Annotated in this window: 22 protein-coding genes; 11 read left to right on the top strand and 11 right to left on the bottom strand. The window is 70.2% G+C overall.

The genetic code is table 11. The features are described 5' to 3' along the window. The first annotated feature begins 86 nt into the window (after nt 1–86). The 5 genes from JJ691_RS07130 to JJ691_RS07110 all read left to right on the top strand — a co-directional run bounded on the left by JJ691_RS07130 (nt 87) and on the right by JJ691_RS07110 (nt 3,764). Nucleotides 87–794: an SDR family oxidoreductase gene (locus tag JJ691_RS07130; RefSeq protein WP_211767994.1), complete on the top strand. Its 708-nt coding sequence runs from the start codon at nt 87–89 to the stop codon at nt 792–794. Between the two features lie 156 nt (nt 795–950). After that, nucleotides 951–2,225, top strand: a complete 1,275-nt coding sequence (locus JJ691_RS07125) for an alkaline phosphatase family protein (protein ID WP_211767993.1) — start codon at nt 951–953, stop codon at nt 2,223–2,225. 80 nt (nt 2,226–2,305) lie between these two features. Further along, entirely contained in the window at nt 2,306–2,746 is a 441-nt protein-coding gene (locus JJ691_RS07120) for a nitroreductase family deazaflavin-dependent oxidoreductase (RefSeq protein WP_211767992.1), read from the top strand. A 60-nt stretch (nt 2,747–2,806) separates the two neighbouring features. After that, nucleotides 2,807–3,403, top strand: a complete 597-nt coding sequence (locus tag JJ691_RS07115; RefSeq protein ID WP_249227749.1) for a TetR/AcrR family transcriptional regulator — start codon at nt 2,807–2,809, stop codon at nt 3,401–3,403. Between the two features lie 10 nt (nt 3,404–3,413). Next, nucleotides 3,414–3,764 (top strand): VOC family protein, encoded by a 351-nt coding sequence (locus JJ691_RS07110; protein WP_211767991.1) that lies wholly within the window; start codon nt 3,414–3,416, stop codon nt 3,762–3,764. Here JJ691_RS07110 and JJ691_RS07105 read toward each other — a convergent pair. From JJ691_RS07105 to JJ691_RS07090, 4 genes are read right to left on the bottom strand one after another with little or no spacing between them, the layout of a single operon-like run. Next, a complete protein-coding gene (locus tag JJ691_RS07105) occupies nt 3,721–4,905 on the bottom strand; it encodes an MFS transporter (protein WP_211767990.1) in 1,185 nt (394 codons plus the stop codon). The genes JJ691_RS07110 and JJ691_RS07105 overlap by 44 nt on opposite strands. After that, a complete protein-coding gene (locus tag JJ691_RS07100; protein ID WP_211767989.1) occupies nt 4,902–5,444 on the bottom strand; it encodes a TetR family transcriptional regulator in 543 nt (180 codons plus the stop codon). Before JJ691_RS07100 ends, JJ691_RS07105 begins: the two co-directional genes overlap by 4 nt. Nucleotides 5,445–5,497: 53 nt before the next feature. Further along, the gene (locus JJ691_RS07095; protein ID WP_211767988.1) at nt 5,498–6,412 is read right to left on the bottom strand and encodes a phosphotransferase; all 915 of its coding nucleotides are present in this window, start codon (nt 6,410–6,412) and stop codon (nt 5,498–5,500) included. Beyond that, entirely contained in the window at nt 6,391–7,221 is an 831-nt protein-coding gene (locus tag JJ691_RS07090) for a helix-turn-helix domain-containing protein (RefSeq protein ID WP_211767987.1), read from the bottom strand. Before JJ691_RS07090 ends, JJ691_RS07095 begins: the two co-directional genes overlap by 22 nt. Nucleotides 7,222–7,325: 104 nt before the next feature. On the opposite strand from JJ691_RS07090, the gene JJ691_RS07085 reads away from it, so the two are divergent. Further along, entirely contained in the window at nt 7,326–8,219 is an 894-nt protein-coding gene (locus JJ691_RS07085) for an alpha/beta hydrolase (RefSeq protein ID WP_211767986.1), read from the top strand. 1 nt (nt 8,220) lies between these two features. Here the strand turns inward: JJ691_RS07085 and JJ691_RS07080 are convergent, their stop codons facing one another. Further along, nucleotides 8,221–9,918 (bottom strand): CocE/NonD family hydrolase, encoded by a 1,698-nt coding sequence (locus JJ691_RS07080; protein WP_211767985.1) that lies wholly within the window; start codon nt 9,916–9,918, stop codon nt 8,221–8,223. 47 nt (nt 9,919–9,965) lie between these two features. Between JJ691_RS07080 and JJ691_RS07075 the strand changes: the two genes are divergently transcribed. Next, complete coding sequence (locus JJ691_RS07075) at nt 9,966–10,154, top strand: hypothetical protein (protein ID WP_211767984.1); 189 nt, start codon at nt 9,966–9,968, stop codon at nt 10,152–10,154. Here JJ691_RS07075 and JJ691_RS07070 read toward each other — a convergent pair. Further along, nucleotides 10,141–11,343, bottom strand: coding sequence for a cytochrome P450 family protein (locus JJ691_RS07070; protein WP_211767983.1), 1,203 nt, complete (start codon nt 11,341–11,343; stop codon nt 10,141–10,143). The genes JJ691_RS07075 and JJ691_RS07070 overlap by 14 nt on opposite strands. Before the next feature lie 5 nt (nt 11,344–11,348). Further along, entirely contained in the window at nt 11,349–12,158 is an 810-nt protein-coding gene (locus JJ691_RS07065; protein ID WP_211767982.1) for a transporter substrate-binding domain-containing protein, read from the bottom strand. 277 nt (nt 12,159–12,435) lie between these two features. Between JJ691_RS07065 and JJ691_RS07060 the strand changes: the two genes are divergently transcribed. Then, nucleotides 12,436–12,921 carry a MarR family winged helix-turn-helix transcriptional regulator gene (locus JJ691_RS07060; RefSeq protein ID WP_211767981.1) on the top strand — a complete coding sequence of 162 codons (486 nt, stop codon included), beginning with the start codon at nt 12,436–12,438 and terminating at the stop codon, nt 12,919–12,921. A gap of 10 nt (nt 12,922–12,931) precedes the next feature. Then, entirely contained in the window at nt 12,932–13,597 is a 666-nt protein-coding gene (locus tag JJ691_RS07055) for a class I SAM-dependent DNA methyltransferase (RefSeq protein ID WP_249227748.1), read from the top strand. 126 nt (nt 13,598–13,723) lie between these two features. Here the strand turns inward: JJ691_RS07055 and JJ691_RS07050 are convergent, their stop codons facing one another. Both JJ691_RS07050 and JJ691_RS07045 read right to left on the bottom strand, forming a co-directional pair. Beyond that, the gene (locus tag JJ691_RS07050; protein ID WP_211767980.1) at nt 13,724–14,008 is read right to left on the bottom strand and encodes a hypothetical protein; all 285 of its coding nucleotides are present in this window, start codon (nt 14,006–14,008) and stop codon (nt 13,724–13,726) included. Between the two features lie 48 nt (nt 14,009–14,056). Continuing rightward, on the bottom strand, nt 14,057–14,419 hold the full coding sequence (locus tag JJ691_RS07045) for a winged helix-turn-helix transcriptional regulator (protein WP_211767979.1): 363 nt from the start codon (nt 14,417–14,419) through the stop codon (nt 14,057–14,059). A 29-nt stretch (nt 14,420–14,448) separates the two neighbouring features. Here JJ691_RS07045 and JJ691_RS07040 point away from each other — a divergent pair, with 29 nt between their 5' ends. Then, entirely contained in the window at nt 14,449–14,937 is a 489-nt protein-coding gene (locus JJ691_RS07040; RefSeq protein WP_211767978.1) for a nuclear transport factor 2 family protein, read from the top strand. A gap of 87 nt (nt 14,938–15,024) precedes the next feature. Here the strand turns inward: JJ691_RS07040 and JJ691_RS07035 are convergent, their stop codons facing one another. Next, complete coding sequence (locus JJ691_RS07035; RefSeq protein WP_211767977.1) at nt 15,025–15,447, bottom strand: MarR family winged helix-turn-helix transcriptional regulator; 423 nt, start codon at nt 15,445–15,447, stop codon at nt 15,025–15,027. A 63-nt stretch (nt 15,448–15,510) separates the two neighbouring features. On the opposite strand from JJ691_RS07035, the gene JJ691_RS07030 reads away from it, so the two are divergent. Continuing rightward, nucleotides 15,511–15,975, top strand: coding sequence for a nuclear transport factor 2 family protein (locus JJ691_RS07030; protein ID WP_211767976.1), 465 nt, complete (start codon nt 15,511–15,513; stop codon nt 15,973–15,975). On the opposite strand, the gene JJ691_RS07025 is transcribed toward JJ691_RS07030, so the two are convergent. Continuing rightward, nucleotides 15,972–16,577 carry a hypothetical protein gene (locus JJ691_RS07025; protein WP_211767975.1) on the bottom strand — a complete coding sequence of 202 codons (606 nt, stop codon included), beginning with the start codon at nt 16,575–16,577 and terminating at the stop codon, nt 15,972–15,974. The genes JJ691_RS07030 and JJ691_RS07025 overlap by 4 nt on opposite strands. Nucleotides 16,578–16,608 lie beyond the last annotated feature (31 nt).

Here is a 16,608-nt window from a genome sequence, read left to right as displayed (position 1 = left end):
TCCCAGTATCGGTAAGATTTGCCTAATAGGCAACAGGCATGCCTGTGTGACAAAGTGGCGGCAGGTCAACCGAAGGAGAGGAAGCCATGTCGCTGAGGGACAAGTCGGTCCTGGTCATCGGCCGGCCCAGCGGGATCGCCCGGGCCATCGTGGACGCCGCGCTGGCCGAGGGCGCGCGGGTCACGGTCGCCGGCCGTGACGCGGACAAGCTGCGCGAGGCCTACGGAGAGACCGCCAGCGCGGAGACGGTCGACGTCACCGACGACAACAGCATCCAGGCCCTGGCCGAACGGGTCGGGTCGCTCGACCACCTCGTCACCACCGCCTCGGCCCGCGCCCGCGGGCGGCTTCAGGACCTGGACCGCGAGTCGCTGCTGAAGTCCTTCGACACCAAGGTGATCGGGCCGGTCATGCTGGCCAAGCACTTCGCGCCGCGGATCACCGAGGGCGGCTCGTTCACCCTGTTCTCCGGCGTCGCCGCGTTCAAGCCTGCCGTCGGCTACCTCGGCGTGGCGATCACCAACGGGGCGGCCGACTTCCTGACCCGCTCCCTGGCCCTGGAGCTGGCCCCGATCCGGGTCAACGCACTGTCCCCGGGCGTGATCGACACCGGCATCTGGGACGCCCTGGGTCAGGACGGCAAGCGTGACTACTTCGAGCACTTCCGCACCCACAACCCGGCCCGCCGGATCGGCGACGTCGAGGACATCGCCCAGGCCGCGATCTTCGCGATGACCAACCGCTTCCTCACCGGGGTCACGTTGCGGGTGGACGGTGGCGAGCCGCTGACTTGATCGACTGGAGGGCGGCACGCCCTGGGCCGAAAAGGCCGTGCCCGCCCGGGACGTGGGAAATGTGAACGAGGCCCGTCAACCGGAAGTTGGCCGCACGCTCACCTGACCGGTGAATACTCGACCCGCCCTGCGAGATGAAATGGTTGGGAGACAACGATGAGCGATGTGACCCGGCGGGAGTTCCTGGCCGGCACGGCGGGTGCGGTGGCCTTGGCGGCCGTCGGCTCCGGCGTGGCCCAGGCCGCGACACTACCCGCGCCCGAGCAGTCGGGCATCGACCACATCGTCGTGGTGATGATGGAGAACCGCTCCTTCGACCACTACCTGGGCTGGCTGCCGGGCGCGGACGGCCGGCAGGCCGGGCTGACGTTCACCGACAAGGACGGCGTCGCCCACGACACCCACCACCTGACCGCGCCGCACGGCTGCGGCTTCAACGACCCGGACCACTCCTACGAGGGCGGCCGGACCGAGCTCAACAACGGCGCCTGCGACGGCTGGCTGCGGGCCGGCGACAACGACCTGCTGTCCATCGGCTACTTCGAGGCCGACGACCTCGGCTTCTACGGCAGCGCCGCCCGGGACTGGACGGTCTGCGACCGGTACTTCGCGGCGATGATGGCCCCGACCTTCCCGAACCGGTTCTTCCTGCACTCGGCCCAGACCGATCGCACCACCACCTCCGTGGACAAGCTGGCCACCATGCCGGCGATCTGGGACCGGTTGGATGCCGCCGGGGTCAAGGGCCGCTACTACTTCACCGACGTGCCGTACACGGCGCTGTGGGGCACCCGGTATCTGGGGATCAGCCGCCTGATCGGGGAGTTCTACGCCGACGCCGCGGCCGGCACGCTGCCGGCGGTGTCGTTCGTGGAGCCGGGTTTCCTCGGCGAGGCGATTCCCGGCCTGTCCCAGGACGAGCACCCGCTGGCCGACATCCGCCTCGGCCAGCACTTCCTCGCTTCCGTCTACAACGCCGTGGTGTCCAGCCCGAACTGGGAGCGGACCGCGCTCGTCGTCACGTACGACGAGTGGGGCGGCTTCTTCGACCACGTGGTGCCGCCGGTGGGTGAGGACCCCAACCCCGACCTGGGGGCCGGGCTGCGCGGCTTCCGCGTGCCGTGCCTGGTGATCTCGCCCCGGTCCCGGCGCAGCACCGTCGCCCACGGCCTGTACGACCACACCTCCATCCTGAAGATGATCGAGTGGCGGTTCGGGCTGGCCCCGCTGACCGTGCGCGACGCCGCCGCCAACAACCTCGCGGAGGTCCTGGACTTCGCCAACCCGCCCCAGCTGGCCGCGCCCCGCTACGACGTGCCGCTGCCGATCACCCTCGGCTGCCTGCTGCCCCATTCCGAGGACCACGCCCACCACGGCGAGGACTGGACCGACCTGGCCGCCCACGCCCTGACCCTGGGCTTTCCCCACTGACCGAGTAAGCGGGGTATAGTCCGTTTAAGCGCCGCCGGGCCGCCGGCGGCGCGACGGATCGAGCGATGGGGACGACAGACATGCCTCTCACCGGTGAATACGAGCCGAGCACGTTCGACTTCAGCCGCAACCAGGTCGAGCTCTACGAGCGCTCCGGCGGCACCGAGGGCACCGACAACCAGGGCCACCCGGTGATCGTGCTGACCTCGGTCGGGGCGAAGTCCGGCAAGCTGCGCAAGACCCCGCTGATGCGGGTCGAGCACAACGGCCAGTACGCGGTCGTCGCCTCGCTGGGCGGCGCCCCCAAGCACCCGGTCTGGTACCACAACCTCGTCGCCAACCCGCACGTGGAACTGCAGGACGGCCCGGTGAAGAAGGACTACACCGCGGTCGAGGTGGACGGCGCGGAGTACCAGGCCTGGTTCGACCGGGCCGTCGAGGCGTGGCCGGACTACGCCGAGTACCAGAAGAAGACCACGCGGATCATGCCGATCTTCGTGCTGACGCCCATCGAGGCGTGACCTCGTCCCGATCGGCGACGTCGCACGGCGTCGCCGATCGTGGCGCGTAGCGTCAGCGCCGTGGAACCGATCTCCCTGGGCCCGCCGCGCGAGGAGCGGGCCGACGCCGCCCGCAACCGGGCCCACCTGCTCCAGGTCGCGCGCCTGATGGTCGACGAGCTCGGCGCCGACAAGGTGACCATGGACGGGCTGGCCGCGCGGGCCGAGCTCGGCAAGGGGACGGTGTTCCGGCGGTTCGGCACCCGCGCCGGCATCTTCCTCGGGCTGCTGAACGAGGAGGAGACCCAGTTCCAGCAGCGCATCCTCAGCGGGCCGCCGCCGCTGGGCCCGGGCGCGCCGGCGGCGCAGCGCCTGGTCGCCTTCGGCCGGGCCCGCCTGGAGTTCCTGGTCCAGCACAGCGCCCTGTGCCGCGCGGCCATCGACCCGGGGCAGCCGGTCCCAATGGGACACAGCCCGTCCCGGTTCCACGTGCAGACCATGCTGCGCGAGGCCTGCCCGGACGTCGCCGACATCACCACCCTGACCCTGCAGCTGCTGGCCGCGCTGGAGGGCCCGATCCTGCTGTACGTCTACTCACCGGACAAGACCGACCCCCGCCCGCTGGTGGACAGCCTCGCCGAAGGCTGGCGGGTGCTGGTCGAGCGGGTGTGCGGTTAGGCTCGCGGCCATGATTACCGCCGTGCACACGCTGGTGTACGCCGAGGACGCCGACGCGGCCCGGGCCTTCTTCCGTGACGTGCTGGGCTGGCCGCACGTGGACGCCCACGACGGCTGGCTGATCTTCAGGACCGGGCCGTCCGAGCTGGGCGTGCATCCGGCCGAGGGCGCGCCCACTCACGAGATATCGCTGATGTGCGACGACCTCGAGACGACGATGGCGGAGCTGGCGGCCAAGGGCGCGGAGTTCGCCGGCGAGGTTCATGCCCGCGCCTTCGGCCGGGCCGTGCAGCTGAAGGTGCCCGGCGCCGGCGAGATCATGCTTTACCAGCCGCGGCATCCGACCGCCTACAATCTGTGACCCGGCGGGAGAACGTCACCACCGCGAGCACAGCGGCCGCCACGGCGGCGACGACTGTCGCGGTCGGCACGTCGACCACGCGGGCGACGACGCCGGCCGCCAGCGGGGCGATGGCCAGGCCGGTGGTGTAGGCCAGGTTGTAGAGCGCGAACGCGGCACCGTAGGCCGGCGGGCGGGTGTGCTCGGCCAGCACGCTGATCAGGACCAGAGTCGGGGCCAGCACGAGCTGGGCGCCGAGGCCGACGACGATCACGCCGGCGATGCTGACCGGCGTGGCTGCCATGCCGGACAACAGGAAGCCGACGGCGGCGAGCAGTGCGCCGATGGCCGCGGTCCGACCCGGGCCCAGCTTGTCGGCGCAGAAGCCGGCCAGCGGCGCGGTCAGCGTGCCGACCAGCGCCTCACCACTCCACACCAGGCCGATCGCCGTGCCGCCGAGGCCGAGCCCGCTGAGGTGCAGCGGCAGAATCGGTTCCAGGAAAGCGATGCTGGCCGCGCCGACCGCCGTCAACAGCACCAGCAGCGGCACGTTCGGACCCCGCGCCACCGTCCTCAATGGAGTCTGGGACTCCGACACGGGGACCGGCTTGATCAGGATCAGCCGGGCCACCGCGTCGCCGACCGCCAGCGCGGCCACCACGAGGAATGGCGCGGCCGTGCCGAAAGCGTCGGCCAGCGCCCCGCTGACCGCCGGGCCGAGCAGGACCCCGACACCGATGGCGCTCAACGCCAGACCCATCACCCGGCCGCGGCGTTCGACGTCGTGCGTGGCGGCGATGAGCGCGAGGCCGGCGATCCACGACGCCGCCGCGGCAACGCCCTGGGCGGCCCTCGCGATCAGCAGCACCGCCAGGCTGCCGCCGGCCACCCCGGCGAACAACACCGTCGTGACCGCCAAGCCGACCAGGCCGGCCAACATCGCCGGTCGCGGCCCGGCGCGGTCGACCCAGACACCGACGAACGGCGTCGCCACCAGCAGCGCCACGGCGTAGCTGGCGAACAGCAGGCCGGAGATCAGCGCGGATCCGTTGACTGCCGGCAGTTTCGGCAGGATCGGGACGATCGAGCCGTAGAGGAACATGTCGACGCCGAGCGCGATCACCGTGACCGCGACGGCGGCCCCGGGCTTGGTGGTGGTCATCCGAGCATCCCCCTGAGCAGTGGTGCGACCCCGTCCGCGTCGGCCGGCGGCAGCAGGCCCGGGGCGGCCGTCGCGACCATCGCCGTGCCGCACAGCCACGACAACAGATGGGTGGCGTTCTCCCCGGCGACCGGAGTCAGGCGGGCCAGCCAGTCGTCCAGCCCCCAGGCCTTGGCCGACACCTCGTCCGCGCCGGGCGGCATCGGATCGCGGCCGCTCATCGTGATCGTCAGCAACGCGCGGAAACGCTCGTCCTCACGCAACAACCGCAGCCAGGCGATGAGGAAGGCGGCCAGCCCCTCGCTTTCCAGCTCGGCCCAGACCTCGACGGTCAGCGTGTCCCAGCATTCGTTGAGGACAGCGGCATGCAGCGCCGCCTTGTCCTCGAAGTGGTGGTAGACGGCGCCTCTGGTCGCGCCGGCTCTCGTGGCGATGTCGGCGAGCCGGGCGTTGGCCACCCCGGTCTCGGCGAACACCAACAAGGCCGCGTCGAGCAGCGCGGACCTGGTCCTGGCGGCATCCGCCGCGGTTCGACGCATGCCCTATTCATACATGCATGTACGTATGTTAAGCAACCCGTCGTTGTCGGTCGTCACGTCCCGGCGCGGCGGAGACGGTCGGCTGCCTGGTCACGAAGTGCGGCGCCACACAGGGGGTTGTCGCCGTGCAGGGCCTCCCAACGGGCGTTGTGCACCGCGGGCCAGAGGCTGGCCGCCCAGGCGACCTCCAGCTCCGCGGCACTGAACGTGCGGCCGCGAAGGTCTTGGTAGGCGGTCAGGAACGCCTCGGAGCTGGCGATCGGGGCCAAAGTCGGCGGCCCGGAACTGGCGAAGGAGCCACTGGCGGCGCCGGCCAGGGCGGCCTCGGGCTGCCACGAGAGGCTGTCCCAGTCGTGCACGATCCACAGGTCCTGCCCGCGCCAGCGGAGGTTCTGGGCCTCGAAGTCACCGTGCCCCAACACATGCGGCAGGTCAGCGGCCAGCAGGCGTCGGCGGACCTGCTCCGCGGTGTCGACGACGTGCGCGGACACGAGGCTCTGGTCCCGGTCATCGAGGAAGTCGATCGCGGGCCAGAGTCCGGGATCCTTGTGGTCCCAACGGATCCAGCGCGGATTGGGGAGCGGCGGCGGTACTTCCACGGACGCCAGCTCGGCCATCAGGCGGGCGAACACCTCGGCGTAGTGCACCGCCACGTCCGGCGAGTCGCCCTCCAGGATGTCGCCGCCCTGGCGGAACTCCTCGGCGTGCACTGCCAATGAGCCAACGGCGACCACCGGCGTGAGGGGCCGGGCGCAAGGAAATCCGCGCTCGGCCAACAGGGCCTGCGCCGCGACGCACGACGAGGTCCGGCCGTCGTCAAGGCGGGTCTTGACCACTACGTCGGCGCCGTTGGTCAGTCGGAGACCGAACACCGTCGAAATCGACTCCCGCCAGAACAGCACCTCAGCCGGCGCGGCGCCCAGATGGTCCCGGCACCAGGCAGTTATCAGCTCACTGGGGCATGCCATGAGGACAAAATACGCAGCGCCTCGTGGGACGGTGATCCTGGCTCGGCGGTGAGCACCATCAGCCGTTGGTTGCTGTCGTCGGGACTGGCCCACATGTCACAGTCCAAGGTCAGGTCGCCGACGACGGGGTGGCGGTAGCGCTTGACGCCGTTGCTGGCGTCGGTGGCGTGGTGCGCGGCCCACCAGGTACGGAAGTCGTTGTCCTGCACGGCAAGTTCACCGACCAGGGCGGCGAGAGCGGCGTCCTGCGGGTCGTCGGCGGCCTCCATCCGCAGCACGGCGACGCCGGCGCTGGCCGCCTCATCCCAGTCCAGGTGCATGGCCCGCACGCCGGGATGGGTGAACACAAGGCGGACATAGTTGCGTTGGTTCGCCGGCAGGGCGTCGAAGTCCACGTACAGGGCACTGGCCAGCCGGTTCCACGCCAGGATGTCCAACCGGCGGCCGAGCACCAGCGCGGGGGCCTCGGTGAGCTGGTCGAGCAGCCGTCGCATGGCCGGCCGCACCCGCTGCGCGGCCCGACGCCGCGGCCGAGCCGGGGCCTTCCCGGCCAGGGTGTACAAGTAGGCCTGCTGCGTGTCATCGAGCCGCAAGGCCCGCGCAAGCGTGGCCAGCACGGCCGCCGAGGCGGCGACCCGCCCCTGTTCCAGGCGGGTGTAGTAGTCGACGCTGATCGACGCGAGCCGGGCGACCTCCTCCCGTCGCAGCCCGGCCACCCGCCGGTGCTCGTCGGCGTCGGGCAGGCCGACGTCATGGGGCGTCAACTCCGCCCGACGAGCCTTGAGGAACTCGCCGACACCTGAACTCATGGGTTCATTCTCCACCCGGGACGCCCCGGCGTGGGAGGGCAGGATCCTGCCCAGGAACACACCTGATCTGGTACGACGCGTCCAGCCGGACGACTGTGGTGGCCATGCGAACCGATGTGAGTTTCGACAGCGCCGGCCTGACCATCGCCGGCCACCTCTACGTCCCCGACCGCCCGGCTCCCGGGCCGGCGATCGTGGTGAGCCACCCCGCCGGCGGGGTCAAGGAGCAGGCCGCCGGCCACTATGCGCGCCAGCTGGCCGAGCGCGGATTTGTCACCCTGGCGTTCGACGCCGCCCACCAGGGCGAGAGCGCCGGCCTGCCGCGCGGCCTGGAGGACCCGGCCCAACGTGTCGAGGACGTCAAGGCCGCCGTGTCCTTCCTGACCACCCGCGACGAGGTCGACCCGGAACGCATTGGGGCGCTGGGCATCTGCGCCTCCGGCGGCTACGTCGTGGCGGCGGCGACCGACCAGCGGATCAAGGCCGTGGCGACGGTCAGCGCCGCCGACATCGGCCGACAGTTCCGGCGGGGCGCGGAAGACGACCAGGATCCGGCTGTCGTGCAGGGCATGCTCGCCGCCGCCGCGGCGGCCCGCACCGCCGAGGCCCGGGGCGCCGCGCCGGCGACGTTTCCCCTCTTCCCCTCGGACGAGCAAGCCGCGCGGGCCGGCGGCCAGCACGTGTTCGACGGCTGGGAGTACTACTGCACCGACCGGGCCCAGCACCCCCGCTCCGCCAAGGAGTTCACTCTGTCCAGTGTGGACCGAATCGTGGCCTTCGACCCGTTTCGCTTCATCGGCCTGATCGCCCCGCGCCCACTGCTGATGATCGTCGGCACCGAGGCCGTGACCAAGCACATGACCACCGAGGCGTTCGAACGCGCCGGCGAGCCCAAGCGTCTCCACTGGATTGACGGGGCCAGCCACGTCGACCTGTACGACAGGTACGTCGAGCCGGCCGCCGCCGAGCTCGCCGGCTTCTTCGGGAACGTGCTCTGAACTACCGCGGGCCGATCACCGGCAGCACCAGCCGACTCGGCGTCGACGGTCCCGAGTGGACAGTGTTCGCCGCGACCACCATGTCCGCCTCGGCGGTCTGGGCGATCACTCCCCCGGTGTTGCAGTTCCGGTCGTAGCGGGGGAAGTTGCTGCTCGACACCTCCACGCGAATCCGGTGGCCGGGCCGGAAGACATTGGCTGTCGCGCACAGGTCGATGTCCAGCTCGTAGACCTCGCCCGGGGTGGCGAGTTCCTCGTGTTCGAGCGAGTTCCGGTAGCGCAGCCGCTGGATGCCCTCGCACAGGATGATCGCCCGGCCGTCGGGGTGCACGTCGACCAGTTTGCCGGTGAAGTCGGTGTCCCGGGCCGAGGTCGAGACGTGCAGGGTGAGCCGCACAGGCCCGGTGACCTCGATCGCCTCGGTCAGCGGCGGCGTGCTGAAGCACAGCACGTCGTCGCGGGCCTCGACCTCGCGCTGGTCAACCGGTCCGGCCCAGGCGTCGGTGGTCATCGCGAGGATGGGGCCGCCGCGGGTCGGGACCGGTCGGCGCGGGTCGTAGTCGTAGGTCCGGGTGGCGTCCTCGGTCGGCTCCTCGACGGTCAGGACATCTCCGTCCAAGTGAAAGTCCGTGTACATGGTGCCGGGCAGCGGCCAGGACTGCTCGTCGCGCCAGGTGTCGATGCCCATCACGAAGATCCGCACCGGGGCGAAGGAATCCAACGCGTGCTCGTCGCCGCGCAGCCACCGGTCGAAGAACGCCACGTGCGCCTCGGTGATCTTCGCGGCCGCCATGCCGCTGAGCAGGCCGAAGCCACGGTCGGGGAACTTGCCCAGGTCACCGCCGGGACTGTGGGCCCACGGGCCGATGATCAGCCGCTGTCCCTCGCGGGCCTCCGGACTGCCGCCGTGCTCCCGCATCACCTGGTACGACCGGAGCGTCTCGCCGAGGAACAGGTCGTACCAGCCGCCGATGTTGAGCGCCGGCGCCGTGATGTCCGAGGCCTGGTCCAGGGCAGCCAGGTTCTGCCAGTACTCGTCCCTGACCGGATGGGCGATCACGTCGGCCAGCCACGGCAGGTATTTGGTCACCAGCGGCTGGTCCGCGACCGGGGTGTGGGCAAAGGCCGGAACCGGGTCGGCCATCACGCCGCCCAACGCCACCAGGTCCGCCTTGGCGCCGTCCTCGTGGTCGACCTTGTTGGCGGCCATCATCGTCGCCCAACTGAGCGCGCAGTCCAGGGACAACGCACCGCCCGGCGAGTACCACGGGGCCCGGTACAGGTCGCCCGAGGTGACGCTGGGGACCATCGCCTGCAACGCCCCGGTCGACGCCGTCTGCCACTGCACCATGCCGAGGTAGGACGCCCCGTACGAGCCGACGTTCCCGTCGCACCATGGCTGCTTGACCAGCCACTCCACCGCCGCCGCCCCGTCCGCCCGGTCCTCGGCGTGCGGCACGAACACTCCCGCTGACCGGAACGTGCCTCGGCAGTCCTGCACCGCCACCGCGTATCCGGCCGCCACCAGCGCGGGGATGGTCGGCGCCGAGCTCCCACCGAAGGACGGATCCTTGCCGTAGGGCGTGCGCACCAGCAACACCGGCACCGTCCCCTCGACCACCGGCCGCCAGATGTTCGTCGCCAGCGGCGTGCCGTCATGCCCCGGCACCTGGACGTCGATGTCCACCTCGAATCGCATGCCCCGACCCTACGCCCAAGTTCTACAAGTAGTCGACGCACAGCAGGGTGCTTGTAGTAATATCCGCATCACCGAAGATCCGCGCGCGGCAGCGCGACCGTGACGGTCAGACCGCCGGCCGGGTCGGCGAGCTGCTGGAGGTCAGTGATCTCCAGGTCGAGCAGATCGCCGTCACATGCGGACTTGGTAGCGGCACCACCCCCACCGCCTACCGGCGCACGTTCAGCCGAGGGTGACCGGCAGCTCCACGTGGCCGTTGGAGAGCATGGACCGGTTCGGCCGCAGCTCACCCGGGTCGACGGCCAGCGCGAGGCCGGGGAACCGCTCGAACACCGCCGGCAGCGCGACCTGCGCCTCCAGCCGGGCCAGCGCCGCGCCCAGGCAGTGGTGCACCCCGTGTCCGAATGAGAGGTGCTGCTTGTCCGGGCGGGTGAGATCGAAGTCCCCGGCCGTCGCGCCGAAGCGCTGCTCGTCCCGGCCGGTGCCGGCGAACCCGATGATGATCACGTCGCCCTGCGGGATCACCAAGCCGCCCAGATCGATGTCCTCGACGGCGTAGCGCAGCGACAGATAGCCGACCGGGCCCTGCCACCGCAGCGTCTCCTCGACCACATCCGACCAGTCGCGCTCGCCGTTCTGCACCAGGGCCAGCTGCTCGGGATGGCTGAGCAGCGCGGTGATCGCGTGGTCGAGCAGGTTGGCCGTGGTCTCGTAGCCGGCAGCCACCATCAGCGCCAGGGTGTCGAGAATCTCCTTGTGCGTGAAGGCGTCGCCGTCGGCCTGCGCGGCGATCATCGCACTGGTCAGGTCGTCGCCCGGGGCCTCCCGCTTGGCCATGATCAGCTCGTGGAGCAGTCCGAACACCGCCCCGATGCCGGCTCCGATGTCCTCCGGGCTGGCCGCGGTGTCGAAGGCGACGGCCAGGTAGCGCAGCATGTCCGGACGGACGTCGGCCGGCACGCCGAACAGCCGGCAGATCACCTCGGCCGGCAGCGGCATGGCGAACTCGCGCCGGAGATCCACCACGCCGTCCCGGTTCGCAACGGCGTCAAGGAGTTCGGCGGTCACCTGCTCGATCTGCGGCCGCAGCCCGGCGGTCCGGCTCGCGGTGAACGCGCCGCTGGTCAGGTTGCGCAGGCGGCGGTGCTCGGCGCCGTAGGCGGTGCCCATGTGCTCCACCTCGACCCACACCCGCAGCGGCCAGTTGGCCGGGATCTCCCCACGCTGCCACGCCGGCCAGTGCCGGTTGGCGTTCCTGGACACCCGAGGGTCGGTCAGAAGTCTTCTCGTGGTGGCGAAATCCGTGACGCCCCAGGCCGGAATCCCGTCCGGCAACAGGATTCTCGTGGCCGGCCGGGCCCGCAGCCGAGCGCCTTCGCCATGCACGTCCCGACCCTCGACGTCGAGGACGACGGGTTGCTCCATGGTGGTCACCCCAATGCCGATGCGCTGAACCGCTGGAAAGTGCCGTCGTTCAACGCGATGTTCAGCCACTGGTCGACCCACTGCTGGAACACGACGTCGCCGCGCGGCGTGAGATAGGCCTTCTGAGCGAAGGTGAACGGCTGGTCCGGGTGCACCGCGCACAGCTGCCCGGGGTGCTGCCCGGCCTGGTAGCGGGTCTCGGTGGCGTCGGTGATCATCAGATCGGCCCGGCCGGCCAGCAGCGCGTCGAAAATGGTGTTGTTGTCCGGATAGCGCACGATGGCGGCCTTGTGCAGATTGGCCGTGTCGAACTGCTCGTTGGTGCCGCCCGGGTTGACGATCACCCGCACCCCGGGCTGGTCGATCTGTTGCAGCGTCTGGTATTTGTCCACGTTCTCGCAGCGGGTGATCGGCGTTTTGCCGTCACGAAGGTACGGCTGGGTGAAAAACGCCGTCCTGGCCCGGGCCAGGGTGATCGAGACACCGCCCATGCCGACGTCGCACTTGGCTCCCACGTCAGTGCCGATGCCGGCCCAGGTCGACTGGTGGAACCTGAGCTTGACCCCCAACTGCTTGGCCAGGTCTCCAGCCATGTCCACGTCGACGCCGCTCCAGTTGCCGCCGGAATCGCGGTAGCTGAACGGTTTGTAGTCCCCGGTGCTGCACACCGTCAGCACGCCGTGCGCCGCGATCGCGTCCAGCCGGCTGTCGAACCTGTCGCCAGCGGAGGCGTCGGTGGCGGTCACCGTCGCCACCACTACCAGCACCGCCGCCACCCAGCCGGCGCGGCGGCTCCTCAGCCCATCGAAACCCATGCCGGCCAGCTTGGCAAAGATGAGCCCCGGTCGTCAGCCGTTCCGACAACTCACGCGAGGGTGGCGTGCATTTCCCAGACCAGGACCTCGGCCGGCTCGGTGGCGGTGAGGCGGTGGCCGGAGACGCCGGTGAGCCGAACGGCGTCGCGGCGAAGACGTGCAGGAAGGGCGCGTCCATCAACTCCACGTGCTGCCCCGGTTCGAGCCGGGCCACGTGCAGCGCCGCGTACTTGCTTCGCGAGGGTTGAACCGTCAAGTTCTCTTGTACGACCAGCGAATGACCACCGCCGACGAGCCCGCCGAGGCCCCCTGGCTCACCCCCGGCGAGCTGCGGGCCTGGCTGTCCGTGGTGGACCTGCTGGTTCGCCTGCCCGGCGCCATCGACTCCCAGCTGCAGCGCGACTCCCAGCTGAGCATGGCCGAGTACATGGCGCTGGCCATGCTGTCGCACAGCCCGCAGCGCACCATGCGGATGAGCGAACTGGCCAAGCGCACCAACGCTTCCCTGTCCCGGCTGTCCCACCTCGTCAAACGCCTGGAGCAGCGGGGCTGGATCCGCCGCGAGCAGGATTCCGTCGACGCCCGCGTCACCAACGCCGTGCTCACCGACACCGGCATGGCCGCCCTCACCGCCGCCGCCCCCGGCCACGTCCGCACCGTCCGCCGCCTCGTTCTCGACGCCCTGCCGGCCAGCCACCTCCGCCGCATGGGCCAGGACGCCTCCGCCATCGTCGCCGCCATCGACGCCGGGCCGGTGCCCTAGAGTCGCCGCTATGAACTCCCCGGTGCCGCAGCCTGCCGATCTCGCCGTCGTCCGCGATTCCTATGACCGTGTGGCCGACAACTACGTGGAGATGGTGACCACGACCGGCATCGGCGACGTCCGTGTCCACCCATGGCAACGAGCCGCGCTCGACGTGTTCGCCGACGCGGTCCGCGGGCTGGGCCCGGTGCTCGACGTGGGCTGCGGGCCGGGCACGGTCACCGCCTACCTGGCCGAACGCGGTCTCGACGTCGCGGGCGTCGATCTGTCGCCTCGCATGATCGAGCACGCCCGCCGTCTGCACCCGGAGTGCACGTTCAGCGTCGGCTCGTCGACCGAGCTCGACCTGGCCGAGGCCTCGTACGGCGGGCTGCTGGGCTGGTGGTCGTTGTTCAACCTGCCCCGGGACATCCTGCCGCGGGTGCTGTCCTCCTTCGCCCGCGCCCTGGTGCCGCAGGGTCAGCTGATCATCGGCACCCACGTCGGCGACGGCGACGCTCAACGCACCGAGGGCTACGGCGGAGTCCCGGTCACCTGGACCACCTACCGCTGGCAGCCGGAACAGCTTGCCGCCCTGGTGGAGCAGGCCGGCCTGCGCATCACCGTCGAGCTGCGGCTTCCCCCCGAGCCACCGGTCGGCCCCGGCGTCATCCTCGTCGCCCAGCGCGACGACTGAACGAGGGCCCTCACGCTTGACTTGAACCGTCAACCAATCCGCCATTGGTTGACGGTTCATGTTTTCGTCGAGTCGAGGGAGCGTCATGGCCATCCGGCAACTGCCCGTCGTGGGACGTCCGACCGACTACCCGTACGACATGGCCACCGACGCCGTCAGCTGGATCGAGGCCGCGCCGATCAGTGAGAGCGGGAAATCACCGCGCACGCCTACGACACCAGGGAATCCATCGCGCAGGCCGTCGACCACGTCCTCGTCCACAGTGGACTCGGTGACGAACTCCGCCGCCAGGTCGTCGAGGACAGCCTGCGCGCCCGCCCACCGGCCCGCGACGCCTGGCCGGCCAGCGGCCTGGTCGCCGACATCGACGTCACCGGGATCGAGGTGCCGGTGCTGGTCCTGGCCGGCCACCTGTCGCACTCGAAGTGCCCGAACGGATCGCCGCCCACATCACGGCTTTCACTCCGGCCTGAAGTACGGGCCCGCCGCCCAGTCGTGCAAGGCGTTCAGCGCGGGTTCGAGCGCGAGGCCGGCCGGGGTGAGGGCGTACTCGACGTGCGGCGGGACCTCCGGATAGACGGTGCGCTCGACCACCCCGTCGGCCTCCAGGGCGCGCAACTGCTGAATGAGCATCTTCTGCGTCACGGCCGGGATCGCCCGCTCCAGGTCGGAGAACCGGCGGGGCGCGCGGATCAGCAGGTGGTGCAGGATCAGCAGCTTCCAGCGCCCCTCGATGATTCCCAGCGCCCGCTCCACCCTGTCGATGGCGCACGTGGTCTGAGCAGCGGTTTCGATGCTTACTTTTTTGTCAGTACTCCCCATGCCGGGAGCTTAGGCATAGCGTTCGGCCCATGACAACGTCCATCGAGGCCCAGCTCCGCCACCTGTCCGACCGGTTCGAGATCCAGGACATCGTCGTCCGCTACGGTCTCGGGCAGGACCTGCACCAGAGCGGCGACAACAACGTGCTCGCCGAGTGGGACCAGGTGTTCACGCCCGAGTCCACTGTGGACTACTCCGCCGCCGGCACGCCCTCCGGCATCGGCTACAAGGAGCTGGCCGACATCATGCGCCGGCCCGGCGGCTCGATGAGCCACCTCCGCAACTGGCAACACTTCGAGGGCCTGCCGACCGTGCTCATCGACGGCGACACCGCCACCGCCCGCACCCCACACATCCACACCCACAAGGGCAACGGGGACTGGAACCTGATCGAGACCGGCTTCTTCGTCGACCGCCTCGAACGCCGCCCCGAGGGCTGGCGCATCGTGCACCGCAAGCTGGAGATCCTCTGGATGGACACCTTCCCCACCGCCGCCAGTGGCACCGGGCCGGCCTAATCCCCTACATCCACCGTCGAAGCACTGCCTTTTCGGACGACGTGTGCGGTGTGGGTCGGGGGTCGCTCACGCCGCATCACGTGTCGTTCACACCAGGCGAAGCAGGAGCTGGATCGCCGAACCCAACTCCCGCTGCTCCTTGGCGCTCAACCGCTCCCCCAGCACCCCGACCAGCCAGCTCTGCTTGACCGCCCGGGCCGCCGCCAACGCCGAAACGCCTTGGCCGGTCAGCGAAACGATGGACTGCCGGCCGTCGCTCGGATCGGGTTCGCGCCGCACCAGGCCAAGTTCCTCCAGGCTGGCCACCGTCGCCCCCATGGACTGCGACCGCACGCCCTCGACCCGGGCCAACTCGGTGACGGTGGTCGGCCCCTGCCGGTCCAGCAGCGACACCACACTCTCCTGCGACCAGGACAGCTCGCCGGGACGCGCCTCGGCACGCAGGCGTTGAGCCAGCAGCTTCACCGCCAGCCGCAGGTCGGCCGCGGTGGCGGACAGATCGGCCTCCACCCGGCGACCCTAGCAGGTGCTAAGGTCACCTACGAAGGTTACCTTCACACTTCGGGAGCGATGATGTCCCCAGAGACAGTGTCCCTAGAGGAGGCAGCCGACCGCCTGGCCATCCGGGAGCTGGTCGACGCCTACGCGCACTGCGCGGACCGCCGCGACGCCCAGGGGCAGATGGCGTTGTTCACCGCGGACACCCGGTTCCTGATCTACCTGGACCGCACCTCCGACCAGCCGAGCCAGGAACTGCACGGCCGCGAGTCGCTGGCCCCGGTGTTCGACAACCTCAACACCTACGACGTGACCACGCACTTCAACGGCCAGAGCACGATCGCCCTCGACGGCGACCGCGCCACCGGCGAGTCGTACTGCATCGCCCACCACCTCTACGACGTGGACGGCCAGCGGACCCTGATGAAGGCAGCCATCCGCTACCTCGACGAGTTCGCCAGGCAGCCCGACGGCTCCTGGCTGTTCGCCGAGCGCCGGCTGATGGTCGACTGGACGGAAACCCGCCCGTCCACTCCCTAGCCTTCCTTCCGTTGCTGCGCGAGGAAATCGTCGAGCGCGCTCTTGATATGCGGAGTAGCGGCGATGACGTGCCCGCCCGGATGAGAGACGACCACCGGCGACGTGAATGCCGTCGCGAGGTGGCGGGAATCGTTGGGATGCACCACCGTGTCCGTGTCCCCGATGATGTGGAACGACGGAATTCGATAGGCCTCGCGCTGGGCGAACAGCTCGCGGTGCTCCGGGGCCTCGCTCCGGAAGCCGCCGGCCATGATGGCGAACCGCAGGCCGATCGACAATTCCGCCGCGCTCAGACCGGGCAGCAGGCCGGTCAGGGCCGCCCCCTGGCTGAATCCCAGCACCCCGTCGAACGGGCCCTCGCGCGAGAAGAGTTCGACCAGCCAGTCCCGGGTGCGGGCCCAGCCCTGGAACTCGTCGCGATATCCAGGGATGTCCCCGTGCCACCAGCCGAAGTCACCCGCGGCCAGCGACGGGGCGTCCACGGCGACGAAGTCGACCGGCGTGGAAAGGCCGTCGCGAAGCGGCTGGAGCTGACCGGCGAGAATCCTCGAATTGCCGTGATAGCCGTGCAAACAGAGCACCCGCAAAGCCTTCTCTGACATGCGTCCATCTTCACCGCCCGGGACGTTCCCT

Origin of the sequence: Kutzneria sp. CA-103260, from assembly GCF_018263855.1 — a bacterium.
Lineage (GTDB): Bacteria > Actinomycetota > Actinomycetes > Mycobacteriales > Pseudonocardiaceae > Kutzneria.
Note: the sequence above shows the minus strand (reverse complement) of the source record. Positions and strands in the feature narration are given on the sequence as shown.